Source organism: Methylobacterium sp. NEAU K (assembly GCF_030700285.1).
Classification (GTDB): Bacteria; Pseudomonadota; Alphaproteobacteria; order Rhizobiales; family Beijerinckiaceae; genus Methylobacterium.
Window position 1 is genome coordinate 15,080 of record NZ_JAUYZJ010000037.1, and the last position, 22,719, is coordinate 37,798.

At 70.2% G+C, this 22,719-nt stretch carries 28 protein-coding genes; 14 read left to right on the forward strand and 14 right to left on the reverse strand.

Translation table 11 applies throughout. The annotated features are described in order from the left end of the window. Positions 1-2: 2 nt before the first annotated feature. Positions 3-2,864, reverse strand: a complete 2,862-nt coding sequence (locus tag Q8W67_RS22590) for an AMP-binding protein (protein WP_305550026.1) — start codon at positions 2,862-2,864, stop codon at positions 3-5. Positions 2,865-3,094: 230 nt separating this feature from the next. On the opposite strand from Q8W67_RS22590, the gene Q8W67_RS22595 reads away from it, so the two are divergent. From Q8W67_RS22595 to Q8W67_RS22605, 3 genes are all read left to right on the forward strand, one after another. Beyond that, entirely contained in the window at positions 3,095-3,253 is a 159-nt protein-coding gene (locus tag Q8W67_RS22595; RefSeq protein WP_305550027.1) for a hypothetical protein, read from the forward strand. 393 nt (positions 3,254-3,646) lie between these two features. Continuing rightward, positions 3,647-3,892: a hypothetical protein gene (locus Q8W67_RS22600; RefSeq protein WP_305550028.1), complete on the forward strand. Its 246-nt coding sequence runs from the start codon at positions 3,647-3,649 to the stop codon at positions 3,890-3,892. Beyond that, positions 3,892-4,032 carry a hypothetical protein gene (locus Q8W67_RS22605; RefSeq protein WP_305550029.1) on the forward strand — a complete coding sequence of 47 codons (141 nt, stop codon included), beginning with the start codon at positions 3,892-3,894 and terminating at the stop codon, positions 4,030-4,032. Before Q8W67_RS22600 ends, Q8W67_RS22605 begins: the two co-directional genes overlap by 1 nt. A 295-nt stretch (positions 4,033-4,327) precedes the next feature. On the opposite strand, the gene Q8W67_RS22610 is transcribed toward Q8W67_RS22605, so the two are convergent. The 7 genes from Q8W67_RS22610 to Q8W67_RS22640 all read right to left on the reverse strand — a co-directional run bounded on the left by Q8W67_RS22610 (position 4,328) and on the right by Q8W67_RS22640 (position 8,169). After that, positions 4,328-4,564: a hypothetical protein gene (locus Q8W67_RS22610; RefSeq protein ID WP_305550030.1), complete on the reverse strand. Its 237-nt coding sequence runs from the start codon at positions 4,562-4,564 to the stop codon at positions 4,328-4,330. 117 nt (positions 4,565-4,681) lie between these two features. Beyond that, entirely contained in the window at positions 4,682-4,906 is a 225-nt protein-coding gene (locus tag Q8W67_RS22615) for a hypothetical protein (protein ID WP_370693936.1), read from the reverse strand. A 144-nt stretch (positions 4,907-5,050) separates the two neighbouring features. Further along, positions 5,051-6,013, reverse strand: a complete 963-nt coding sequence (gene tal / locus Q8W67_RS22620; protein WP_305550032.1) for a transaldolase — start codon at positions 6,011-6,013, stop codon at positions 5,051-5,053. A 134-nt stretch (positions 6,014-6,147) separates the two neighbouring features. Next, on the reverse strand, positions 6,148-6,387 hold the full coding sequence (locus Q8W67_RS22625; protein WP_305550033.1) for a hypothetical protein: 240 nt from the start codon (positions 6,385-6,387) through the stop codon (positions 6,148-6,150). Then, positions 6,384-6,668 (reverse strand): hypothetical protein, encoded by a 285-nt coding sequence (locus Q8W67_RS22630; RefSeq protein WP_305550034.1) that lies wholly within the window; start codon positions 6,666-6,668, stop codon positions 6,384-6,386. Before Q8W67_RS22630 ends, Q8W67_RS22625 begins: the two co-directional genes overlap by 4 nt. Positions 6,669-6,772: 104 nt before the next feature. Beyond that, positions 6,773-7,150, reverse strand: coding sequence for a hypothetical protein (locus tag Q8W67_RS22635; protein ID WP_305550035.1), 378 nt, complete (start codon positions 7,148-7,150; stop codon positions 6,773-6,775). Between the two features lie 344 nt (positions 7,151-7,494). Then, the gene (locus Q8W67_RS22640) at positions 7,495-8,169 is read right to left on the reverse strand and encodes a sigma-70 family RNA polymerase sigma factor (protein ID WP_305550036.1); all 675 of its coding nucleotides are present in this window, start codon (positions 8,167-8,169) and stop codon (positions 7,495-7,497) included. Between the two features lie 214 nt (positions 8,170-8,383). On the opposite strand from Q8W67_RS22640, the gene Q8W67_RS22645 reads away from it, so the two are divergent. From Q8W67_RS22645 to Q8W67_RS22680, 8 genes are all read left to right on the forward strand, one after another. Next, positions 8,384-9,844, forward strand: coding sequence for a helix-turn-helix transcriptional regulator (locus Q8W67_RS22645; RefSeq protein WP_305550038.1), 1,461 nt, complete (start codon positions 8,384-8,386; stop codon positions 9,842-9,844). Between the two features lie 96 nt (positions 9,845-9,940). Beyond that, entirely contained in the window at positions 9,941-10,099 is a 159-nt protein-coding gene (locus Q8W67_RS22650) for a CsbD family protein (RefSeq protein WP_305550067.1), read from the forward strand. A 68-nt stretch (positions 10,100-10,167) separates the two neighbouring features. Then, the gene (locus tag Q8W67_RS22655; RefSeq protein ID WP_305550039.1) at positions 10,168-10,515 is read left to right on the forward strand and encodes a CsbD family protein; all 348 of its coding nucleotides are present in this window, start codon (positions 10,168-10,170) and stop codon (positions 10,513-10,515) included. A gap of 41 nt (positions 10,516-10,556) precedes the next feature. Continuing rightward, positions 10,557-11,480, forward strand: coding sequence for a PhnA-like protein (locus Q8W67_RS22660; protein ID WP_305550040.1), 924 nt, complete (start codon positions 10,557-10,559; stop codon positions 11,478-11,480). 84 nt (positions 11,481-11,564) lie between these two features. Further along, positions 11,565-11,768, forward strand: a complete 204-nt coding sequence (locus Q8W67_RS22665) for a CsbD family protein (protein ID WP_305550041.1) — start codon at positions 11,565-11,567, stop codon at positions 11,766-11,768. A 204-nt stretch (positions 11,769-11,972) separates the two neighbouring features. After that, positions 11,973-12,356, forward strand: coding sequence for a CsbD family protein (locus Q8W67_RS22670; protein WP_305550042.1), 384 nt, complete (start codon positions 11,973-11,975; stop codon positions 12,354-12,356). Between the two features lie 154 nt (positions 12,357-12,510). Further along, positions 12,511-12,924 (forward strand): BA14K family protein, encoded by a 414-nt coding sequence (locus Q8W67_RS22675; protein WP_305550043.1) that lies wholly within the window; start codon positions 12,511-12,513, stop codon positions 12,922-12,924. A gap of 69 nt (positions 12,925-12,993) precedes the next feature. Next, positions 12,994-14,403, forward strand: a complete 1,410-nt coding sequence (locus Q8W67_RS22680) for a TAXI family TRAP transporter solute-binding subunit (protein WP_305550044.1) — start codon at positions 12,994-12,996, stop codon at positions 14,401-14,403. A 6-nt stretch (positions 14,404-14,409) separates the two neighbouring features. Here Q8W67_RS22680 and Q8W67_RS22685 read toward each other — a convergent pair whose 3' ends face one another. The 4 genes from Q8W67_RS22685 to Q8W67_RS22700 form a co-directional block, all read right to left on the reverse strand. Further along, positions 14,410-14,856 carry a hypothetical protein gene (locus tag Q8W67_RS22685; protein WP_305550045.1) on the reverse strand — a complete coding sequence of 149 codons (447 nt, stop codon included), beginning with the start codon at positions 14,854-14,856 and terminating at the stop codon, positions 14,410-14,412. 34 nt (positions 14,857-14,890) lie between these two features. Further along, positions 14,891-16,045: an alpha/beta fold hydrolase gene (locus Q8W67_RS22690; RefSeq protein ID WP_305550046.1), complete on the reverse strand. Its 1,155-nt coding sequence runs from the start codon at positions 16,043-16,045 to the stop codon at positions 14,891-14,893. A gap of 243 nt (positions 16,046-16,288) precedes the next feature. Then, on the reverse strand, positions 16,289-16,618 hold the full coding sequence (locus Q8W67_RS22695; RefSeq protein WP_305550047.1) for a hypothetical protein: 330 nt from the start codon (positions 16,616-16,618) through the stop codon (positions 16,289-16,291). A gap of 208 nt (positions 16,619-16,826) precedes the next feature. Next, positions 16,827-17,048, reverse strand: coding sequence for a hypothetical protein (locus Q8W67_RS22700; protein WP_305550048.1), 222 nt, complete (start codon positions 17,046-17,048; stop codon positions 16,827-16,829). A 291-nt stretch (positions 17,049-17,339) separates the two neighbouring features. Between Q8W67_RS22700 and Q8W67_RS22705 the strand changes: the two genes are divergently transcribed. Beyond that, positions 17,340-17,498, forward strand: a complete 159-nt coding sequence (locus tag Q8W67_RS22705; protein WP_305550049.1) for a hypothetical protein — start codon at positions 17,340-17,342, stop codon at positions 17,496-17,498. 206 nt (positions 17,499-17,704) lie between these two features. On the opposite strand, the gene Q8W67_RS22710 is transcribed toward Q8W67_RS22705, so the two are convergent. Both Q8W67_RS22710 and Q8W67_RS22715 read right to left on the reverse strand, forming a co-directional pair. Next, the gene (locus Q8W67_RS22710; protein WP_305550050.1) at positions 17,705-18,637 is read right to left on the reverse strand and encodes a glycosyltransferase family 2 protein; all 933 of its coding nucleotides are present in this window, start codon (positions 18,635-18,637) and stop codon (positions 17,705-17,707) included. Positions 18,638-18,642: 5 nt separating this feature from the next. Continuing rightward, positions 18,643-19,680 (reverse strand): glycosyltransferase family 2 protein, encoded by a 1,038-nt coding sequence (locus Q8W67_RS22715; protein ID WP_305550051.1) that lies wholly within the window; start codon positions 19,678-19,680, stop codon positions 18,643-18,645. 631 nt (positions 19,681-20,311) lie between these two features. On the opposite strand from Q8W67_RS22715, the gene Q8W67_RS22720 reads away from it, so the two are divergent. Both Q8W67_RS22720 and Q8W67_RS22725 read left to right on the forward strand, forming a co-directional pair. Next, positions 20,312-20,533, forward strand: coding sequence for a hypothetical protein (locus Q8W67_RS22720; RefSeq protein ID WP_305550052.1), 222 nt, complete (start codon positions 20,312-20,314; stop codon positions 20,531-20,533). A gap of 1,006 nt (positions 20,534-21,539) precedes the next feature. Then, positions 21,540-22,709: an acyltransferase gene (locus Q8W67_RS22725; protein ID WP_305550053.1), complete on the forward strand. Its 1,170-nt coding sequence runs from the start codon at positions 21,540-21,542 to the stop codon at positions 22,707-22,709. The last annotated feature ends 10 nt before the right edge of the window (positions 22,710-22,719 follow it).

The window sequence follows — 22,719 nt, forward strand, 5'->3', positions numbered from 1 at the left end:
GATCAGGCCGCCGAAGCCGCCGCCAGCGGACCGGTCGGCATCTGGTCCGCCAGATCGGGCTCCCCGCTCCGCGCCAGGATGGCCGCGCGGGTGACGTCGCGCAGACGCACCGCGGCGTGGAAATCCTCGCCTTCGGGGACGAGAGGGCCACCCACGTGGACGCCGATCGCGCCCCGGTGCGGGAACCACTGATCGGCCCGGAGGATGGAACGCGTGCCCGAGATCGTGACCGGTATGACCGGGATGTGGGCTCGGCAGGCTGCCTGGAAGGCGCCGAGATGGAACGGCAGCAGGCCGGGGCTCCGGGTGAAGGTCCCCTCCGGGAAAGCCACGAGCCGCTCGCCCCAGCGGATCCTGTCGAGCACCGCCGCCGCGTCGGCGACCCCCGCCTCTTCGCCCCGGTGGACGAACACCGTTCCGAGACGCCTGAGGAAGGGCCCCGCGACGCGCTGCCCGGCCAATTCTTGCTTGGCGAGGAAGACGGGGCCTCCCGAGAGGATCGCGGTGAGGACCACCGCGTCGAGGTAGCTCGCGTGGTTCGCGACGACGATCGCCGCCATATCCGGCGTGATCGGCTCCCCTGTCACCCGCGGCGGTGTCCCGGTCAGCCGCAGGAACGCCCGCGCGCCGGCCCGGAGGGCGGCATGGCGCCAGGTCCGGCGGGGCAGCGTGTGGACGAGAGCCCAGACGGGCGCGGCGACAGCGGCGAGGCTTGCCCACCAGGAGGCGGCGTAGGCCCAGTCGGTGACCCGGCGCACGGTTCGGTGCAGCCGCGCCGCGGTGGCGGCACGCGCCATGCGGAACAGGGCGACCCGGGCATCCGGCGCGGGCCGGGCGAGTGCGCCCGCCTCGTACCGGGCCCGGGCCTCCGCACGCCGGATCTTCCCGCTCGACGTCTTCGGCACGGTGTGGGGCTGACACAGCAGGACCTCGTCCGGCGGCTGTTCGAGCACGGCCGCCAGCCTGTCCATCACCGAACGCCTCAGTGCGTCCCGCTCGCGCGGATCGCCGAGGCGCGTCTCGGCCACCACGACGAGGCGTTCGGTGCCGCTCTTGGGATCCGAACTCGCGAAGGCCACCACACAGCCCTTCCGGACACCCTGTACCGTGCCGGCGATCTCTTCGAGTTCCTGAGGATAGAGTTTTCGGCCGGCCCGAATGATGATGTCCTTGGTGCGGCCGGTGACGTAGACGTCGCCGCCCGCGATGTAGGCAAGATCGCCACTGTTGAGCCAGTCGCCGTCGAACAGGGCGCGGTTTTTCTCGGGGCTTCGAAAGTATCCCGCCGTCGCGGACGGGCCCTTGAATTGCAGACGGCCTTCGACCCGCTCGGGCAACTCCCGTCCCGCCTCGTCGACGACGCGGATCTGATGGCCGGGCAGCGGGCGCCCGCACGCCACCATGGCGACCGGGTGGGCGGTGTCCGGACCGGCGAGGCGGGCGACCCCCTCGTGCGACAGCGCGTCCCTGTCGATCCGGTCGATGCGCGGTCCGCGGCCGAGCGGCGGGAAGGCGAGGCCGACGGCGCATTCGGCGAGCCCGTAGACCGGCGCCAGGACTTCCGGCCGCAGCCCGAAGGCTCCGAAGCGCTGCGCGAAGCGCGCCAGCGTGTCGGCGCTCACGGGCTCGGAACCGTTCGTGAGGACCCGCAGCGATCCGAGATCGAGCCCGGCGAGATCCTGGTCGCGCAGGGTCTTGAGACAGAGTTCGTAGGCGAAGTTCGGCGCGGCCGAGATCGTGCCGCGGTGCCGGTGGATCGCCCGGAGCCAGCGTCCCGGATCCGCCAGGAAGGCGAGCGGCGGCATGATCACCGCGGGCGCTCCGTAGTAGAAGCTCCCGAGCCAGCAGCCGATCAGGCCCATGTCGTGGTAGAGGGGAAGCCAGCTCACCACGACATCGGTGGAGGATGCCCCGAGCGCCAGTCCCATGGCGCGGATGTTGGCCAGGAGGTTGGCGTGGGTGAGGACCACGCCCTTCGGGTCGCCGGTGCTGCCCGACGTGTACTGGATCAGCGCGACGGTCGCCCCGGTCGCGGCTGCGGCCTGCGTCAGCGGCGCGGCGCTGGCGAGGTCGTCCGGGGTCACGACTTCGCGCAGGGGCGCCACGCGGTCGCGCAGCAGGTCGGCGAAGGCCTTGATCTCGCTGCCCGCCACGAGGATCCGGGGCTCGGCGTTGCCGAGGATGTGGACCTGACGCTCCAGATGGTCCTCGATCTGGCTGCGCCGGAACGGCGGGTAGAGCGGGACGGGGATGCCCCCCGCCAGGAGGACGCCGAGGAAGGCCGGGAAGAAGTCGGGACCGGTCGGGAGCATGAGCGCGACGCGGTCGCCAACCCCGAGGCCGCGCTCCCGGAGCCCGGCCGCGAGCGCGCGCGCCCGCCGGTCGAGCCCCACGTAGGTGAGAACGGTCTCGCGGTCGGGCTCCAGGCAGAGCCGCAGGTGTTGCCGGTCAGGGTGCCGGCCGACGTGGAAGGCGAGGACGTCGATCAGCGTCTCGGCCTGCCGGGGCTCCTCGGCCGGCGGACAGGGTACCTCCGATCTCAGGCGGACGTCCGGATATCGCGCCGGGCCCGCGGCCTCGATGGCCGCGAGGAGATCGGCCGGCGTCGCGGCCTCGCCGATCAGCCGGTCCGGCAACGTGACCTTGAAGGTGCGCGCCAGACGCAGCAGGAGTTCCGCCCGGCCGAGACTGTCGAGCCCGAGGTCTCGCGCGAGGTCGCTCCCCGGATCGACCGCCGGGATCGCGCGGCTGTTGGGGTGCAGCTCGGCCAGGAGCGCGCGGATCTCGCCGAGGAGGACCGCCTCGGCCGGGGCCGGCCGGGATTCGGACGTCTTCTCGCTCGGTACCGGGGCACCCGTGCTCACGGGCGATCCTCGCGTTGCCCTGTCCGGCCAGCCCGCAGGTCTTGCGTGAGGCTGCCGGCGCTCGCGCCGTCCCGCTTTGATCTGTCTCAAGCCGTTCAGCCGCACAGGACCTACCTGCACAGGACGGGCGCGGCGTCCGAGTGAATTTGCCTGTCGACAACCCGAAGACTCGGAAACCTTCCGGCTCGACATACGTCGCTCGTGTATCGCTGATCGGCGCGGAGGCCATCATGATGTCGCTGGGCGTGTTCTGTGTCGTGGCTGGCATCGGCCTGGTGGTCGGATCCCTTTGGTCCGCCCGGTACCGCGCCATCCTCGAGGTGATGGGCGGGAGCCTGTTCCTGGCCGGGCTCGGCTTCGCGGGCGCAGACTTGGCGCTCGCCTCCTGATCCGCCGCGCCGGACGATTTCCGGCTGCGGGCATCGGGGCTTCCGCGGTACCGGGTTTGGCCCGTCAGTCACATGCGCCGGCGAAGCTGGGTCTACGCCGCCGCAGTGCGGCCTTCCGCATTCCTGCCCGACGGTACGCTTTGTGCGGCCCCTGGCCGGGTGGGCGGCTCGCCCGGGGACCGCGCCGTGTCGTCGGATGCCCCCTTCTTCGGGGCGGCGGCGCGATCTCCAACCGCGCTCCCATCCAAAGTCCGGATGCGGGACGCCTCGAAGCCCCGCGATCCGGCCGGGACGATCCAAGGGTCTTCGAGGGGGAGGGGTTGCCAAGCTTAACCATATGGGTCAGCCTGTACGTAAGTAATGCGTCCTGATCCGCCCAGCCCAGGAGTGCCAATGCTGGTCAACCACGAGCGCCGCCTTCTCAATAAAGCTGCCGAGGCCGACGATTATCGGATCTCGATCCAACGGAAGCCGGACGATTCCTGGCCCGGCGACCACAGCAGGCTCATCGCGCTCGAAAGTGTCGGCCATCTGGAGCGGATCGTCCACCACCCCAAGCCCGATGACGGCCACGCCACCTGGCGGATCACCGCCACCGGCCTGACGCAGCTCCGGGCTCTCTCGGGCGGAGCGGCGTGATGGCTTCGATCAAGATCCGCGCCACCGACGACGGCACCTTCGTGGTCTATCGCAACGGAGCTGCCGTCGCTTCCGGACTGACCCGCGACCAGGCCGAGCGCTGCGCGACCGTTCTGGGCTGGATCGCCCAGGGGGCCTAGGATCGCTCCGGTGCGTGCATTCCGTGCGGGCGCGGCCCCGGTAAGAAACCGTTAACCCTGTCGGATTACGCCCGGAGAACCAGCCGATCGCTGGCCTTCCACGCCCGTCCGATCCGCCCCTCAACACGGATGGGCGTGGAAGCCTGAGATCCGCCGGCGCACGGGCGGCCCGCGACCGCTGCTCGGCTCGGTGGCGGAACACAGGCCGGCCGCCGCGTGAGGTGTCTCGGAGACGCCCGTTCCTTGGAATAAGTCCGGCTCTAGGCGAGCAGTCACGGCCGATCTGCCGGTCCGTTCAGAGAGCCCGCGCGTAGCCGGGACGGAGATCGATCGCCTGGGCGGTGGCCTGAGAGAGCCGCACCTCCGTCAGCGTGACCTCGGCGCCCTCCTTCACGGCCTCCCTGACGATCTGCACGCCGCTCTCGGGATCATCGGCGATGACCGCGTAGAACAGCGTGAGCAGGTGCTCGGGCGCGTCCTCGTCGGGGCGGGCGACCTTCACGATGAAGGCGGTTTGGTTAGGTTCGATCATCGCGGACGCTTACACCCGACGGTGGCTGCAACGAAGGCGCAACCGGTCGGAACGGGGCGCAGGCTCAGGAAAATCGTCAACCGCCCGGGGCGGCCCCCCGAAAGGGGCGCCCGCCGGTCAGATCGCGGTCAGGCGCTCGGTGTTGAACGCGACGTGCTCGCGGTAGCGGGCGATGACCGTCTCGGGCGAGCCACCCAGCATCAGCGTCGTCATCGCCTCGCCGGCGGCGTGTACCTTCTCGAGCACCATGGACTGTGCCTCGGCGAGCCCCTCGCTGCCGCCCCAGGCGAGGCGCATCAGCCGCAGTTCGATGACACGCTGTGCCTCGATGGCCAGCATCATCGACGAGTAGAAGGAATTATACACGGCTCACTCCCCGCCGCGGCAGGAGCGGCAAGGCTTCAACTCGGCCGCGGTCCGAAACGATCCGCCGGCGCCCGCATGCCCGCCCCGCGTTCCGGACCGGCCGATCGGGCTCGGGTTCCGTCACACGCGCGCGAGCCGGGCACGGATGAGACCGTGGAGGGCGCGCAGGTCGCTGCCGAACTGCCGGATGCCCTCCGCGAGCTTCTCCGTGGCCATGGCGCTCTCGTTCAGCTCCCAACGGAACGAGAGCGCGTCCGTTGCCGGCACCTCGGGCGGCTCGCCGTAGGCCTCCGGCGACAGGGCGCGGGTGAGGGTGCCCTGCGTGGCGGCGAGTTCCTCCAGCAGCTTCGGCGCGATGGTCAGGCGGTCGCAGCCCGCCAGCGCCTGGATCTGGCCGATGTTGCGGAACGAGGCGCCCATCACGACGGTCTTGATCCCGCGCGCCTTGTAGGCGGCATAGATCGCCCGCACGGACTGGACGCCCGGATCGTCCGCCCCCGTGTAGGTCTTCCCCTCGGCCTTGGCGTACCAGTCCGTGATGCGCCCGACGAAGGGCGAGATCAGGAATACGCCGGCATCCGCGCAGGCCATCGCCTGGACGAGGGAGAACAGCAGGGTCAGGTTGCAGTCCACGCCCTCGCGCTGGAGCACGCGCGCCGCCTGGATGCCCTCCCAGGTCGAGGCGATCTTGATCAGCACCCGCTCGCGCGGCACACCGCGCGCGTCATAGGCGCCGATGATCGCCCGGGCCTTCTCCAGCGTCCGCTCCGTGTCGAAGGAGAGATTGGCGTCGACCTCCGTGGAGACCCGTCCCGGTACCAGCTTGGTCAGCGCGACGCCGACCGAGACGGCGAGCCGGTCCGCGACGGCCTGGACGACATCCTCGGTCCCGCCGCCCTGGGCCCGGCCCCAGCTCACCGCCTCGTCGACGATGTGGGCGAGGCCCTCCGTGCCGGCCGCCTTCAGGAGCAGCGAGGGATTCGTCGTGCAGTCGACCGGCTTCAGCTTCTCGATGGCGCCGATGTCGCCGGTATCGGCGACCACCACGGTCATGGTGCGGAGTTGGTCGAGCAGCGATGTCATGGCTCACCTCGTGCGTTGACGAGCGGTCAGGGTCCCGTGGAACCCTCGCGCCGCGCCGGTATCCGTGGCGCTGTCGGCCGCGCCCGCGCGGCCCCACCCTTTCCTGGCGCACGCCGTACCACAATCGGACGGGATCAGCCGATAGAGCGCCAGTCGCGCAGCGACAGCGACCACGCCCGATCCGCGTTGTAGGGGACGGCCACGCGGGCGTGGCTGACCATCCGGGCCAGCATGACCTTCTCGCCGAGGGCGGTGATCCGGATCACGGTCGGGCCGTAGCCCGCATCGCCGACGAGGCAGGTTCCGACACGCCAGCCGTGCTCACGGCAGATATCCGCCGCGCATCGGTGGTCGTGCCGGGTCCCGGGCGTCACGGGTTGGCGCTCCGGGCGGCCGGCTGCGGAGCGGACGGATTGCCGCCCGGAACCGCGCTGCTGTTGGACGGCGACGTGGCGCCGCTCTCGGTTCCGGTGATCTGCTTGCGCGAGGCATCCTGGCTCTGGCTCGCGTAGTCGGGCGGCGAACTCGCGCCCTGCCACATCATCAGCCCGGCGAGCGCGGCGAGCATGAGACCCACGCTGACGATCAGGACGTAGAGCGCCGGCCTGCCGCGCTTGCCCTGACGGCTGTCCTGACCGGAGAGTTGTTCTGCCACCGATATACCTCGCTCGCCCGCGCCTGCGGATACCGGGGAGCAACAGGCTGCCGAGCGGATAGGTCCAGCCCTGTGGCGCTATGCACCGGCCGGCGCTGCGCCGCTCAGCCCGTGCGCCGGGCCGTCCAGCGCCCCGAACAGGCGGTGAGCCCGGAGAGCCTCCAGCGTCCGGTGCCGCCGGCTCCGCTAAGGCGACCGCTGACCGACACGCTGGCGAGCCCGCTGCGGATCGTGCCGGTGATCCGACCGTCGGCGCCTGTCCGGCCGGAGGCGTCGACGCCGGTGTCGCCGGCCTCGTCCACATTCCCGTCCCGGATGACGATGGGATAGCGGAACGGCCCGGCGCAGCTCCCGTTCTCCGTGGTCGCCACCACCGACCAGGATCCATCGAATCCGTTCGCCGTCGGCGCGGCAACCGCCGAGCCGGCGGCCAGGGCCAGGGATAGGGCTGCCGGAATCGCGGCGCGGTCGAGTCTGGTCATGGTCTCCTCTCGTGTGTCGTCGTTGCCGCGAGGCCGCCGGTCCTCTCTGTGACGGCGGCTCCGCGGTGGCTGCGGCTGGGTTGGCGGACCAGGCGTTCGCGCGATGCCCGGCCGCGCGGCCGCGCCGGGAGGGCAGGGGGCCGGCGCCCGGCACAACCCTGGGGAAGGAAGCGGGACCCCGCTGCCGCGCCGTCGTGCGGGTTTCCTGCGAGCCGATTTGGGTGCCGGCCGTCCCGATGCACTGAGAAGGACTTACCGGGAGAGGGGATTTTCTGTGCCGGATCGAGCGTGCGGCGGCGCCGTTCCGGCTCGGCCGCGCGACGCCCTGTCCGGGCGCGAGCCGGTCAGGCCTCGCCGAGATCGCGGGCGAGCCAGTCGCGTGCGCGGCTGACCCGGCTCTTCACGGTGCCGGTCGGGCAGCCGATCGCGTCGGCCGCGGCCTCGTATGACAGGCCCTCCACGGCGACCAGTAGCAGCGCCTCGCGGTAAGTGGGTTCGAGCCTGTCGAGGGCCGCCTGAAGATCGCGGATGTCGAGCTTGTGCTCCTGATCGGCCGGTCGCACGAGGGCGGCGGCATGGATGCCGTCGGGGTCCGGAACCTCGAGACGGTGCTTGCGCCGCCCGTTGATGAAGCCGTTGCGCAGGATGGCGAACAGCCATGCCACCAAGTTGGTGCCGGACGTGAACTTGGTCCGATGCTGCCAAGCCCTGAGCAGGGTAAACTGAACGAGGTCGTCGGCCTCGACCGCGTCGCGGGTCAGGGACAGCGCGTAGCGGCGCAGGCGCGGGACCATCCCGATCAGGTCATCCTTGAAGGCGGCTGGGACCTCGTGCCCTGCCTCGGCGGCGTCGAGGGCCGCGGATAGGCGGCCGAGAACTCGCCCTAGGCGCGAGCTGGCGTCAATCTCTACATCCTGTGAGTAGTATTCTCGCAGTTGGAGCCCGAGGTGGGCATGCACATGGGCGATCGCCGTGACCGAGACGGCCATGGTGTCCTGATGTTCGTCGAATGACTGCACGGAACAAGCACTCGTGGTCAGCCGAAACAGGCGGCCACATCGGGTGGCGCACCCTGCCGGCAAGGCGAGGACTTATCTCTGGTCGATAACAACCGCGTCAATGATGCAGGTATACCAGTGAAAAGAACGGAAAGGTGGGAACCTGCTTGTGCGCAACCCGTTTGTGCCCGGCTGCCGAATGGGCAGGGCGCAGCACGCAGGAGCCGGAGGGGTCGTGACGGCAGGTGTCGACAGGCAGGAACTCCGGCAGATCATCGCCGGCCTGAGCGAGGGCGTCATCCTGGTCGAGCCCGACCAGAGCCTCGCCTACGCCAATGAGGCCGCGCTCGTCATGCACGGGGCCGCGTCGCTGGACGAACTCGGACGCACGGTCGATGCCTACCGCGAGCGCTTCTGCCTGCGCTACCGCAACAACCATACGCCCGAGCGTTACCCGATCGAGCGTGTCGTCACGGGCCAGACCTTCCACGACGTCGTGGTGGAGGTGACGCGGACGGACAAGCCCGAGGTCGACTTCGTCCACTCGCTCAGGAGCTTGGTCGCCGTCGACCGTGAGGGGCGGCCGAGTTGCCTCGCACTGATCCTCAAGGACATCTCCGACCAGTTCGAGGCCGAGGAGCGGTTCGAGAAGACCTTCAACGCCAACCCGGCGCCGGCGGTCATCACCCGGCTGTCCGACCTGCGCCACGTCAAGGTCAATGCCGGCTTCCTGGAGATGACCGGCCACACCCGCGACGGCGTGATCGGCCGCAGCGTCTACGAGGTCGACGTGCTGGCCGACGCCAAGCAGCGCGATCTGGCGGTCTCCCGCCTGAACGAGGGCGGCACGATCCCCCAGATGGAGGCCTGCCTGCAGCTTCCCGACGGCGGCACCCGCTTCGTCATCGTGGCCGGCCAGCCGATCGAGATGGGCGACGAGCGCTGCATGCTCTTCACCTTCGCCGACCTCGAACTGCGCCGGAAGGCCGAGACGGCCCTGCGCCAGAGCGAAGAGCGCTTCGCCAAGGCGTTTCGTCTCACCCCGGTGCCCACCGTACTGGCGCGGGCGGAGGATTGCTCGGTCGGCAGCGTCAACGAGGCCTTCACCCGGGTCTTCGGTCTGGGCCAGGACAAGATCGTCGGCCGCACCCTGGCCGAGGTCGGGCTCTGGGTGTCCGAGAGCCAGCGCGTGCCGTTCGAGGCTGGGCTGGCCCGCAACGGCTACGTGCTCGGCGCCGAAGTCTGCCTGCGCCACGAGAGCGGAGCCAACCTCGACTGTCTGGTCTCGGCCGAGCGCGTCACCATCAACGATGCCGACTTCGTGCTGCTGGTGCTTCAGGACATCACCGCGCGCAAGCACAACGAGCGGGAATTGTTCGACGCGATCGAGACCGTGATGGCCGACACTTCGTGGTTTAGCCGCGGCCTGATCGAGAAGCTCGCCAACCTGAGGCGCCCAGGACGCGAGAGCCCCGACGGATCCGTGCCCGATCTGACGGTGCGCGAGCGCCAGATCCTCAATCTGATCTGCGCGGGCTGCGACGACGGCGCCATCGCGCGAAAGCTCGGCCTGTCGCGCAATACCGTGCGCAATCACGGCGCCGCGCTCTACCGCAAGCTGGGCCTGCACAAGAGGACGGAGGTGATCTTGTGGGGGCGCGAGAACGGATTTCCCGTGCAGGCGACCGATCCATAAAGATCAGCCTACCAGTAAATTCGTATCATTGAATGTGCCCGCAAGGCGCACATCTGAAATTCGGTCCAGGGTTTTCTCAAGCACGACGGGGTGCCCATGACCGAACAAGGCAAATCGACTTCCACCGAGCACCTCAAGGGCTCGGTGAAGGAGGCCATCGGCAAGCTCACCGGCGATACCCGGGTCGAAGCCGAGGGCCGGCGTCAGAAACGCGAGGCGCGGCCGTCGAAGCCGACGCGACCCCGCCGCGACTGACGCTGAACGCCGTCCGGCGCTCCTCCCGGAGCGCCATCCCGACAGACAAGCCATCACAGGAGAACGACATGGTCGACACGGACAGGATCACGGGTGCCGCGAAGGAATTCGGCGGCAAGCTGCAGGGCGCGGTCGGCGACCTCACCGGCTCGAAGCGCGACTCGGTCGAGGGCCGCGTCCGCGAGGCGCAGGGCACGGCCGAGAACCTCTACGGCCAAGCCAAGGACACGGTCCGCCACGCGGCCGACGAGGCCTACGACTACGCCGAGGACGCCTACGAGCGCGGCGGACACTACCTGCGCCGGGGCACCCGCGAGGTGAGCCACCAGGTCGCCGAGTACCCGCTCGCCTCCCTGCTCGTCGCCGGCCTCGTCGGCTTCGGCCTCGGCCTGCTCGTCAGCGCCACCCGCGACTGAGCCGCAGACCCCCCCGACGACCGACGATCCGGAGTAGCAGCGTGACCACCATCCAGACCACCGTTCCCACTCTCGCCGCGGAGACGCACGCCGACACGCGTGCCGTCCTGCTCAACCAAGTCTCCTGGGGGGCCGTCTTCGCCGGCGCCACCACAGCCCTCGTGACCCAGGCCATCCTGAACCTGATCGGCGTCGGCGTGGGCCTGGCCTCCGTCGGCACCACCGCCGCCGACAACCCGGCCGCCTCGACCGTCTCCCTCGGCGCGGGGGTCTGGTTCGTGGCCTCTGGCGTCGTGGCCTCGCTGGTCGGCGGCGCCATCGCGGGGCGCCTCTCGGGCAAGCCGCTACCGGGCGCGGCCGGCCTTCACGGCCTCGTGTCCTGGGCGGTGACGACCCTCGTCGTGCTCTACCTGTTGACCTCGGCGGTCGGCGGCCTCGTCGGTGGTGCCTTCAGCGGCGTGACCAGCACCCTGGGCGGGGCGGGGAACCTCGTCGGCGGCACGGTGCAGACGGCCGCCCAGGCCGCTGCGCCGTCCCTGTCCAAGATCACGAATCCGCTCGACGGCATCGAGAACACGGTCCGACAGCAGGCCGCCGGCCAGGACCCGCAGGCCGCCCGTGACGCCGCTGTGGCGGCCGTGAAGGCCCTGTTCACCGGCGACCCGGCGCAGAAGGCGCAGGCCGAGGCGCGCGCCGCGGACGCGCTCGCCAAGGCGCAGAACATCCCGGTCGATCAGGCGCGTCAGCAGGTGCAGGACTACGAGAAGCAGTACGACCAAGCGGTCGCCACCGCCAAGCAGAAGGCCGAGGCCGCGGCCGTGACCGCGAAGTCGGCGGCCACGCAGGGCGCCTTCTACGCCGCCATCGCGCTGATCCTCGGGGCGCTCGCCGCCTTCCTGGGCGGCCGCTTCGGCGCCCCCAAGCCCGTCACCCTGCTCGGCACCTACGAGGCGCGCCGCGTCTGACCCGCTCGGTCCCCGCCATCCGGCGGGGACCCCTTCCGACCGGCGATAGCCGGCCAGAACTGCAACCCAGAAGGAGAGAATCCGATGAGCAGCACAACCGACAAGATCAAGGGCCTTGCCAACGAGGCGGTCGGCAACGTCAAGCAGGCCGCCGGCAAGGCTACCGGCAACGACAAGCTCGTGGCCGAGGGCAAGGCGCAGGAACTGAAGGGCGAGGCGCAGAAGGCGGTCGGCGACGTCAAGGACGGCGCCAAGAGCGTCGCCGACACGATCACCGGCCGGAAATGACCGTCCGATCGGAATTGCATCAGGCAATTCCGATCGGCCCCTTGCCGCCGCATCAGTGTCGCCGCTGAAGCGAACGCCGGTTCGGCGGCAGGCGGCGCGTCAAGACACAGAGCGGGGCCCGATCGCAGTCCGATCCGGAACGGCTCTGCCGGGCCGGCCCGCCGCGCCCGCTCCGTCCCCTCATCCCGTTTTCAGGAGAGCAGTATGAACCGCGACCAGCTCCATGGTGCGTCCCGTCATCTGAAGGGCCGCGCCCAGACCACCCTCGGCGGCATCACCGGCGATCCGGGTCGTCAGGTGCGGGGCGCCGTGAACCAAGTGGCCGGCGGCGCGCAGTACGCCTATGGCCGCGCCCGCGACCGGGCCGAGGACCTCGTCGAGGACGGTCGCCACCTCGCCCATGCGGCGCATGAGCGGGCCGACGACCTGATCGAGGACGGCCGCCATCTCGCCCGCGAGGCACGCCGTCGCGGCGAGGCCTACGGCCGCCGTGCCGTCCGCTACGCCGACGGCAACCGCACCCGCACGCTCCTGGGTCTCGCCGCCCTGGCCTTCGCGGCCGGCTGGCTCACCCGCCGCCCCCGCTGACATCGGAGTCGAGCGCCAGGCTGCGCCGGGCCCTGACAGCGTTCGGGCTGCCGGAGACTCTCGCCTCCCTCGGCCTCCGTTCCTGAAGCGGCGGCCGGCTCAACCGGATCTCCTGAGATCCGCCGCGTCCCTGAAAGAGAGGAATCGACCGGGCATGAAGCGTACCCTCGCCCTGGCCGCGACCGTCGCGGCCACCCTCGCCGGCCTTCCCGCCTCGGCCGCCCCGGGGCAGCACGCCCCTGTGGACGCGCTGGCGCGCGGCGACCTGCCGACCGCGTACAGCCAGTACCGCCGCTTCGGCCACCGGCATTTCGGCCACCGGCGCGGCTACGGCTATCGCCGCGGCCCAGGCGTCGGCGCGGCCGTCGGCGCGGGCGTGGCCGGCTTGGCGGCAGGCGCCATCATCGGCGGCGCCATCGCCAACGCGCAGGTCCAGGCCGCGCCCGTCGTGGTCCGGGGTGGCTCAGACCCGGAGGCGGTCGCAGCCTGCGCGCGCCGCTTCCGCTCGTACGACGCGGCGAGCGGTACCTATCTTGGCAACGACGGCGCCCGCCACCCCTGCCCGTGACGCCGTGCCCGGCTGCCCTCCCTGGAGGAGCCGGCCGGGCGGGTCCCGACGCGAGCGGAGAAGGCCCCGATGAGGCGGTTCGGCAAGCTCCTCCTGCGCCCGGAAGTCGTCTTCCTGGCGCTGTCCATCGGGCTCGGGCTCGCCGCCGCCGCGGCCTACTGGGTCTCCCGCGCGACCGTGCTGACGGTGGCGGTCGCTCCGAGCGACGGCACCGAGCCGGCCCTGATCCAGGCCTACGCGGATGCCCTGGCGAAGCGGCACAAGGAGATCCGCCTCAGGATCCTGCCCTTCGACGACGTGCGCGACAGCGCCGAGGCGCTCCGCGACGGCAAGGCCGACCTCGCGGTGGTCCGCCCCGACGTCGAGCTTCCGGACAACGGCCTGACGCTCGCCATCCTGCGCGACCAAGCGATGATCATCGCCTCGCCCGGCACGTCGGGCATCGACAGGTTCCCCGACCTCGACCGCAAGCGTCTGGCCATCCTGGCCCACCGCGACGCGGACGAGGCGCTCATCCGGTCCATGCTTGCGCATTACGGCCTGACGCTGCTCGGCAAGGATATCGAGGGGCCGCTGCCGCCCCGCCACGTGGCCCTCGTCGAGGTCGCCGAGGCCGACCTCGCCACCGCCTTCGCCCGCAAGCGGGTCGACGCGGTTGTCGCGGTCATCGCGCCGACCGCCCCGGCGGCGCTGCGCATCGTCGAGACCGTCCAGGCGGCGGGCCGCACCCGGAAGATCGCGTTCGTCGACGTGGAGAATGCCGAGGCCATCGTCGCCCGCATGCCGCGCCTCCAGGTGGTGAGCATGCCGGCCGAGACCTTCGGGGGCAGTCCCAAGGTGCCGGAAGCGGAGGTCCGTACGGTCGGCGCCTCCTATCGGCTCATGGCGCGGTCGAGCCTGTCCCGCGCGGTGGCCGCGGACGTGACACAGCACCTGTTCGAGCTGCGCAGCTTCATGGCGAACGTCACGCCGGCGGCCGACTACGTGCAGGCTCCCGCCTACGAGAGCACCGCGGGCGCGACCAGCGCGCGGCTGCCGATCCACCCGGGGGCGGTCGACTACTTCGAGCGTGAGCAGCAGAGCTTCGTCGAGCGCTACGAGACCTGGATCTACCTGGTCGCCTTCCTGGGCGGCGGTATCGGCTCGGCGGTCGCCTGGGTCGGCCAGCGCCTGTCCCGCCTGCGGCGCGAGCGGGTCGAGGAGGCGACCGACCGGCTCCTGGCGATCCGGCAGGAGGCGCAGGAGACGGACGATGGCGGGCGCCTGGCGGCGCTGGCCCGCGAGATCGACGACCTCGCCGGCGACATCGCCAAGCACGCTCTGGAGCGACCGACCGAGGCCAGGACCATGTCGGCGGCGGCCATCGCCATCGACGCGGCCCGGTCCACGGTCAAGCGCGTGATCGCGGCCGGCCGGCACGCGGACGACGCCTCGGTCCTGGCCGGCAGGACATTCGCCTCCGCGTCCGAGGCGCCCTGACGGGCCTCAGGGCACGTTCCGCCGCGCCTTCGCGGCCGCCCATTCCCGATCGCGCTCGGCCTGCCGGGCGCGTTGCTGCACCTCGTAGGCCTCCTGTTCGGCCCGTTCCCGCTTCAGCCGGCGCTCGGCGGAGGCGGCCGCCCGCTTCTTCCACGCTTCCGTCCCGGCCTTCTGGCGCAGCAATTCCTCGATGGTGATCGGCTTCACCGGCTCCTTCGGTTGGGCCCAGGCGAAGGGGCGCCGCGGATCGGGCGGTGGGCGGCGCGGCTGTTCCGTGCCCGCCCTCGAAGGCCGGGGATCGCGCACCCCGGCGGCCGCCTCCGCCAGGGTGAGGCCGGCGCCGGTCGCGATGCGCTCGGCGGCGGCCCGCGCCGCGTCCCGCTCACCCGCGGTCGCGCCCCGTGCCGCCAGCGCGAGACACTTCTCGAAGCGGTCGCGTTCCGCCGGCGTCATGGCGGGAACCCCGATCTGCCGCGTGGTCCGCCCATTACCGGTCGGTGGCGCCGGCGGCTGTCCCGTCGAGCCCTGCCAGGAACCGGGAGAGATGCGCCTTCCACAGGCTGGCGAACCGCAGGGACTGGTGACCACGCGTGTCCGCCGAGGCGGGTACCAGGACGAACTGCGCGCCCGGAATCCGCTCGACCGCGTCGTGCATGACTTCGAGTTCCGGCGGGTTCAGCATGTCGTCGGCGAAGTTGATCGCCAGCAGCTTGGCCTTGATCGTCCCGAGATCGGCGGAAGGATCGTAATCGTAGGAGGATTCGAACCAGTACAGCCAGTCGTTGGCATCGGCCTTGCCGGCGTATCCCGCCTCGAGCGCGGCATAGACCATTGCGGCATCCGCGTTGGTCGGCACCTGCTTCTGCAGGCCGAGCACGCTCTCGGTCATGATGTTGAAGATCGGCAGCGTTTCGATGAAGCGCCTCGGCTCGGCCGTGTACGCACCGCCGTTCCAGTCCGGGTCCATGCGGATGGCCGTGACGAGCAGGCGCCGCCACAGGGCGTTGCGCCCGCTGATCGGGATCGGCTGGCTGGCGATCGGCACGAGGGCGTCCATCATGGTGGGGTAACGCTCGCCCCACATCCAGGTCTGCATCCCGCCCATGGACGTGCCCATGACGAGCTTGAGGTGCTTCAGCCCGAGCCCCTCCGTGACCACGCGGTACTGGCCCGTGACGACGTCGCCGTAGCCGTAGCGCGGGAATTGCGCGTGCAGCCCGTCGGACGGCTTCGACGAGCCACCCCGGCCCAGGCCATCCGGCAGGATGATGAAGTATCTTCGCGCATCGAGCGGTGCGCCTTCCGCGAACAGCTCGGGGCCGAGGGTGGGCGCCAGGAACTGCCGGCCGGTCCCGGTGGTGCCGTGCAGCATCAGGACGGCGTTGTCGATTTCGCCGTTGGCGCCCCGGTGGGGCGTGCCGAGGGTGGTGTAATGCAGCCGGACTTCCGGCAGCACGGCCCCGCTCTGCAGGCGGAAATCCTTCACGACCAGGTCGGCCTCGCGTTGGTCGGGATAGGCGCCCGGCGCCGCGAGGGCGGCCGTCGCCTGGATCGCCAGGAGGAGGCCCGCGATCAGGCTCGCCCGCCCCTGCGTAGCCGGCGCATCACAGCCCCGCCCGATCCGGTCCCGTTCCATCGACATCCGCACTGCCCGGCGTCTCGCCCCTCTGAGGCTACTGCTTTGTCACGGATGCAGCAGCGGGCGCCATCTCCGTGTGGTGGTTGCGTGACGAGTCCGGGAAACCGGATCCCGCCCATCCACATCATGATCTACGCACATCGCAGAGGGTGGCATAGAGGTCGAGCTTGCCGGCGTCGGTACACCCTGCGCGGTGAAGGCAGGGTCATGGCGGCGTCGCGCCGCTCTCCCGGAACCGTTCCCGCATCAGCGGTCGTTCAGGAGGGCGCGGGCCAGGAGGTGCAACAGCGCCCCGAGGCCCATGGCGAAGATCGAGACCGCCAGGACCTGAAAGCCGCTGATGCCCGGCCGTGGGCCGAAGCTGTAGGCCAGCAGCGACCCGCATGAGCCAGCGGACACGACACCGGATGCGATCGTGTTGAGCCACGTCGCCGAGAGGCGCCGCCGTTCATCGTTGATATCGCCCATGACCGGTTCCCAAAGTGGGACGAAGATAAGCATATTGTCATAGAAAAGGAAATAATACAAATTGTCGCCGCCTCGGTCGGCTCCCGTCCAGGTGGAATTGGTTCGCACGGATCTCCGGCCGTTTGCCGGACAGAGGGTCGATCGCGCCCGCACACGGCACAGCGCCGGCTCCGTCCAGCCCGAACCCGATGCGGGCTCCGCGCCCCGGCGGGCAAACGGTCTGGACGCCGACGCCCAAGGCCTGCCCGACCGGCGAACCCCACGGCGTCCGGATTGCGGACGAGCGCCTCGTCGATGCGGCCGGCGCAGACGGGGCTCAGCCTGTCCCGGTCTGGCAGCGTGCATAGCCGCGGGAGATCAGCCGCCCCTGCTGCGCCGCGCGCCGTTCCGCCTCATCGAGGTCGACAAGCGCGTCCGCGATCGCCGCGACCAGGGCGCCCCAGGCGTCGCCCCTGGCGGCGCGGTGATACGCGAGCGCAATCGCCTCGGCCTCCGTGAGGCGTATCTCCGCCGGCGGTTCGTGCGGGTGAGCGGGCATCGCCATCGATCCTGTTGAGAACATAAAGCGAACAAAGCGCATGGGGCTGGACGGTTCAACCATTCGGGCGCCGCGGATCCGGATTGCGGTGGAGGGCTGTTGATCGATCGGGGAAAGCCCAATGCAGGCGAAGCTTTACCCCTTCCCCGGCGCGGCTTGGCCGCATGCCTGCCGAGGGCAGCCACGGCCCGCCTGGGGGGCGCGAGGGGCGTTCGTTAACGGCGTGGCTGCATTTTGGCCTGTAACGAGACCGTTGGGAGAGCGTCCGGGCGGGGCGCTGGGGCGACTGCCATGACATTCCTGAGCTTGATCTGCCTGCTCTCGGGCGCGGTGCTCGCGGGCATCGCCCCGAAGCGATCGGTGCAGCAGGCGGCGCTGGAGAGCGCGGGCGGCAGCCTGATCGTGCTCGGCCTCGTCATCATCGGCGCGGGCCTGCCCCTGTTCCGGTGACGGGCCTCGTCGCGGGGTTCGGAGCGCGCGGCAGGCCGCTCTCCCGATCCAGTGGGCGTCGTTTCCGATTGTGCGCGTCCGTCGAGGGCAAGAAGCCGCTTCGCCGAGCCTGCCGCGCAGTGTCGCAGTCTTTCGCGGTTCGGGCGCCGATGCGGGTCTCCTCACCGAGGCCGCGCTCGGCCTCGGGTCACGACCCGATGGCAGGCCTACCGGTGCCGGGACGGGTGGTATTCCCGGTAGCTGGCGCCGAAGACCGCCGCCAGCAGCCCGGCGCCGCGGCAGAGTGTGTAGCCTCCTCCGATCAGGGTCGCCCGCCGCAGCGACAGTCCAGCGATCCCCAGCCGCAGCAGGCCCCCGGCGAGGCGCGCCAGGCCCCGGGCCGCATTGGCGAGGCGGCCGCTCACCGTCTCCGGGCGGAGGCGACCGAGATAGGCCTCGACGCTGCCGCTGCGGTACCAGCGGGCCAGCAGCCAGCGCACCCGCATCCGGTGCGTGGGGATGCTGTCGTACACGACCGCGTCCTGCGCCCAGGCGATCCGGTGCCCGGCGAGGAGCAGGGACCGGAAGAAGTAGGTGTCCTCGCCGCCCATCGTGTTGAAGCGCATGTCGAAGGACAGGCCGAGCGCCGTGACCACCCGCAGGTCCAGGAGCGCGTTGGCCGTGTAGGCATCCGCCACGAGACCGTCGCGGACCGGGAGGCGCTTGGCGAAGAAGCCCCCCGCCACGGCCCAGGCGGGCGGGACCCGGTCGAAGAACGGCACGACCGGCCCGACGCAGGCCGCGACCCCGACCCGGAGCGCCGTGTCGAGGAGGTTGCAGAGCCAGTCCCGGTCGGGGATCTCGTCGTCGTCGATCAGCGCGACCCAGTCGGAGCCCAGCGCAGCCGCGGCGTTGAGGCTCCGGTTGCGGACTGCGGAAAGGCCCCGGATCTCCTCGCGGGCATAGGTGATCGGGAAGCGGCCGTCGGTGCGGTAGGCCTCCACCACCGGGATGGCCGCATCGCTGCGGCCGTTGTCGACTACCAGGATCCGCAGCCCGGTCTCGGCGAGGCTGCCGAGCCTCTGCTGGTCGATGGCCTCGAGGAGCCGGGCGAGCCCCGTCGGGCGCTCGCAGGTGCAGATGCAGATGCACAGGCGCATGCGATTCACCTCTGTCCGACCGGGAGTGCGTCCGGCATCGCGGGACGCAGGCGCTTCCCGGCCGCCGAAAGCAGCGAGCCGGCCAGGAAGCGCCAGGCCTGGGGCCTGCCCAGCGCCAGCGCGGCACCGCGGAGCCACCGGCCCGCCTGGGCGGCATCGACGACCCGGGCGATGACCTGGGCGGTGGCGAGGCTGTCGCGATAGGCGCGGCTGGCCTGCCGGATATCGGCAGCCTGCGCCTGGGGCTCGGCCGCGACGCCGCGCCCGGCCCAGGCCGCGAATGCCGCGTCCAGGCGCTGGATGTCGGCCAGGCGCAGCCGGTGGGAGAGAGAGGCGGAACCGCGCCGATAGCCGTAGCCCGCGTAGGAGGTGACGACGAAACGGGCGCCCCCGGCGAGGGCGCCAAGGCAGAACAGGAAGTCCTCGCCGACCCTGACGCCTTCGTCGTACCGGAGGCCGTGCCGGCGTACGAGATCGGCCCGCAGCATCGGCTTGAGATAGCCCAGCTTCACGCCCGGGGTGAGCATCCGGTTGCAGGTGAGGTACCGGGCGAGATCGACCTCGAACAGGTAGGGCTCCCGGCCGCCGTCGAGCATGCCGGCCCCGCGGGGATCGAACGCGCCCGCGAACGGGATCGGGTTGTCGGCGAGGATGTCGGCGCCCGCCGCTGCGGCGAGGTCGAGGAGGGTGCGGGTCCGGTCCGGGACGACCAGGTCGTCGGCGTCGAGGATCGCGACCCAGCGACCCCGGGCGGCCTGCAGGGCGGCGTTCCGGGCGCACGACGGGCCCCGCGGCGCCCCCGGCCGCGCCCCGTCGAGGGGCACCGCGCGGATGCGCGGGTCGGCCGCCGCCAGGCGCGCGATGACGGCATCGGTCCCGTCGACCGAGCCGTCATCGACGACCAGGATCTCCACCGCGACGCCGGCCTGGTCGAGGGCCGAACGGATCGCCGTCTCGATCCAGGGAGCCGCGTCGTGCGCGGCCATGATGAACGAGACGTCCACGGACGCGCCGCACGCATCGGACACGATCTGATCCGCCATCGCCCTTCCTGCCCGGCCGCGCCGCGGAGGATCCGCGCGGGGCGCTCGCCCCGGCCGCGCCCGAGAATGGCGCCACGCGGATACGGCGCACGACGCTCAAAGGGCGTAGCGCGGCCGCCGGACCGTCCCATTGCGGAGGATGGCTCCGAACCGGTTCTGCGCGCAGCCGAAACGGGGGCGCGGGCGGTTTGGCGCGGCGGTGCCGCCGTTCGGGCCGTCTCCCGAGGCGCACAACGAGAGACGGCCTTCCCGGCGGGTCGGCTCAAGACCCGCCCGCTGCGACAGGGATTGATGTTCGATGAAGCCGATTCGATCTCGGCGCGGATTTTTTTATCGGGCGCTGGAGGGATAGATTTTCCCCAACGCCCGAATTGCCGGAGGCTGAGGTGCCGGCCGTCGCGGATCAGGCGAATGACCTCATTCCGCCCCGGCGACGTGGCCGAATGGGTGATGATCGATACCTATATTGAACTATTCAATTAAAATGTCGACATTATTGCAACGCAAATCGCGAGCTCAGCTTTGATGTTTATTAAGCTTTATGTCTCCAAATGAATGTTGTCAGACACAGCCGGGCTACGCAATCAGAAACGGACAGCCCTCCCGAGGGCAACAACCAGGGGGGATGTAGGTGCCCATCCGCTTCTATTTCGACATCGAGAACGGCAGGAGGACGATCCGTGACGACGAGGGCGTGGAAGCCGATGACTTGGCCGAGGCGTTGACCGAGGCGCGGAGCGTGATTCAAGAGATGGCGGACGACGTGTGCGCCACCGAGCCCGGCAGCCCATTGACGCTCGTCGTGCGGGACGCGACCGGGTGCGTGGTCGGGCGGCTGCCGATCAAGCGGTAGCAGACCTTCGCCAGGCCGATGCTGCCGGATCGCGATATCCGTCGCTCGGCCGCATCACGCCCGGCCTGCGGAACCGGATTATGCTGGCCGCAGGACGAGGACGGCATCGCTGCCGAAATAGACGGGGACGATCCGCATCCCGGCGGATCCTGACTCAAAGCTACTGAGGTGAGCGGTATAATAGTCGGTTATTTGAGCTGCCGATGGATCTATATTTATCGGTGCCCGCTTCAGTAACGAGTGCTCTCCTATCGATCGAACGACCGCGGGAATAGTCCGCCGAACCTGTCGCGCGCTCGCACGACAAGCACTCTCCGCCCACTCCTGAAGGACAGGCCTATACTGGCCAAAAGGTCCCATCGGAGCATCTTCAGGAAGCCTGTATCATTGTGGCTGCCAGATCTCTCAAGGTCATCATGATCTGAGGCCGGGACGGCTGGAGTTTCCAGCTGCAGCGTCGCCTACAATAACATCGAATCATTGCCGATAAAGATAAAGAATATCTCAGTTTTAATCATTGAGAAATTTCGTGTATTTTTGTGAGATCAGTCAAATTTACTGCAAAAATGACTGTGATTGCTCGTTGATACCGTCGCTTATTTCGTAGGCGAATTGCTCGGCCCGCTCATCGGCATGTGCAGGCGCGCCCACACCGCCGGGATCATGCCGCTCCCGGCGGCGCTGGCCGGCCGCCACCCGCATGAGGTCTCGGGCTGCCGTTACGCCCGCGGCCCCGGGCTCGGAGTGGCCGGATACGGACCCAGGTGAACGGCGGGGTAGGGGGCGACCGAAAAATCCGGATCCGCTACGTCGTTCGGAGGAGGCCGGTCCCTGTCCGGTCGTCGCGGGACCTGCCTAGGGTGGAGCGCCCCCCAATCCGGCGCGCCCGATCCGACACAGGATCCCTCCATTTGAGCACCCGAGGCCGCTCCGGCCGCCGCGCGAACCGGTGGCATGCCGGTCGCGCGGCGCTGCGTCCCGCCGCGCGACCTTGCGAGGCCAGATCATGCATCATCAGGCGGCCCGGCGCGGCAGCGGATCGGTTCCGGCCGGGACCATAGGCCGGGCACTCGCGGCCGGCGGCGGCTACGGGAGCGGCTTCGACATCCTGCGCCTGTCGCTCGCGATCCTGGTCATGGCGTTCCACACCGGCGCCACGGTGGGCAGCAAGCTCTGGACCACGTCGCTCGCGCCCCTGACTGACAGCCTCGTGCCGATGTTCTTCGGGCTGAGCGGATTCCTGGTGGCCGGAAGCGCGTTGCGGCTCCCGCCGGGGCGGTTCCTCGTCAATCGGGCCCTGCGGATCGGGCCCGCGCTGGCCGTCGTGACGCTGGTGACGGCGTTCGTCATCGGCCCGATCTTCTCGACCTACGACCCGGTGACCTATTTCGCGCAGCCTGCGGTGTGGCAGTATTGCGCGAACAGCGTCGGGATCTTCCGCTCCCAACTTCCCGGGGTCTTCACGCAGAACGGCCAGCCCGGCATCGTCAATGCGGCCCTCTGGACCATCCCGTACGAGATCGCCTGCTATTGCCTGATGGCGGTCCTGATCGCGTCGGGACTTCTCCGCCGCCCCGGCGTGCTTCTGGCGGCGATCGTCGCGCTCGCGGTCACGCCCGCCCTGCTGGACGGCCTCGGGCTTCTGTCCCTGTTCGAGCAGGCTTGGCTGTTCCGCCTGTTCTTCACCGGTCGCGGCGCGATCCTGTTCTCGTGTTTCCTGGGCGGTTGCCTGCTCTACGTCTGGCGGGACGATGTGCCCCTCGACGGACGGCTGTTCGCGGCCGCGCTCGCGGGAGCCGGCCTCTTGTATCTGCTCGGTCCTGACCGGCGGACTCTCATGGGGCCGGCCCTGTCGGGGATGTGTCTGGCCTACATCGCGGTCTCGATCGGCCTCGCGGATCTCGGCGGCCGTATTGGGCAGTACAAGGCCGATTACTCCTACGGCCTCTATCTGTACCATTGCCCGATCCTCAATGCGGTGCACTACCTCGTCCCGAAAATCGAATCCGTCACTGTGCTGTTCCTGCTCGCCCTCGGGCCGACGATCCTCGCCGCCGTCTTGTCGTGGCACGGCATCGAGAGCCCGATCCTGCGCGCGCGGAAGCGGTTCGGCCTGATGGCGAGGCGCAACTTGATCGTCCTCGAGCCGGCCCGACTGGAGAAGAGCGGTGCGTGAGGCCCGGGAC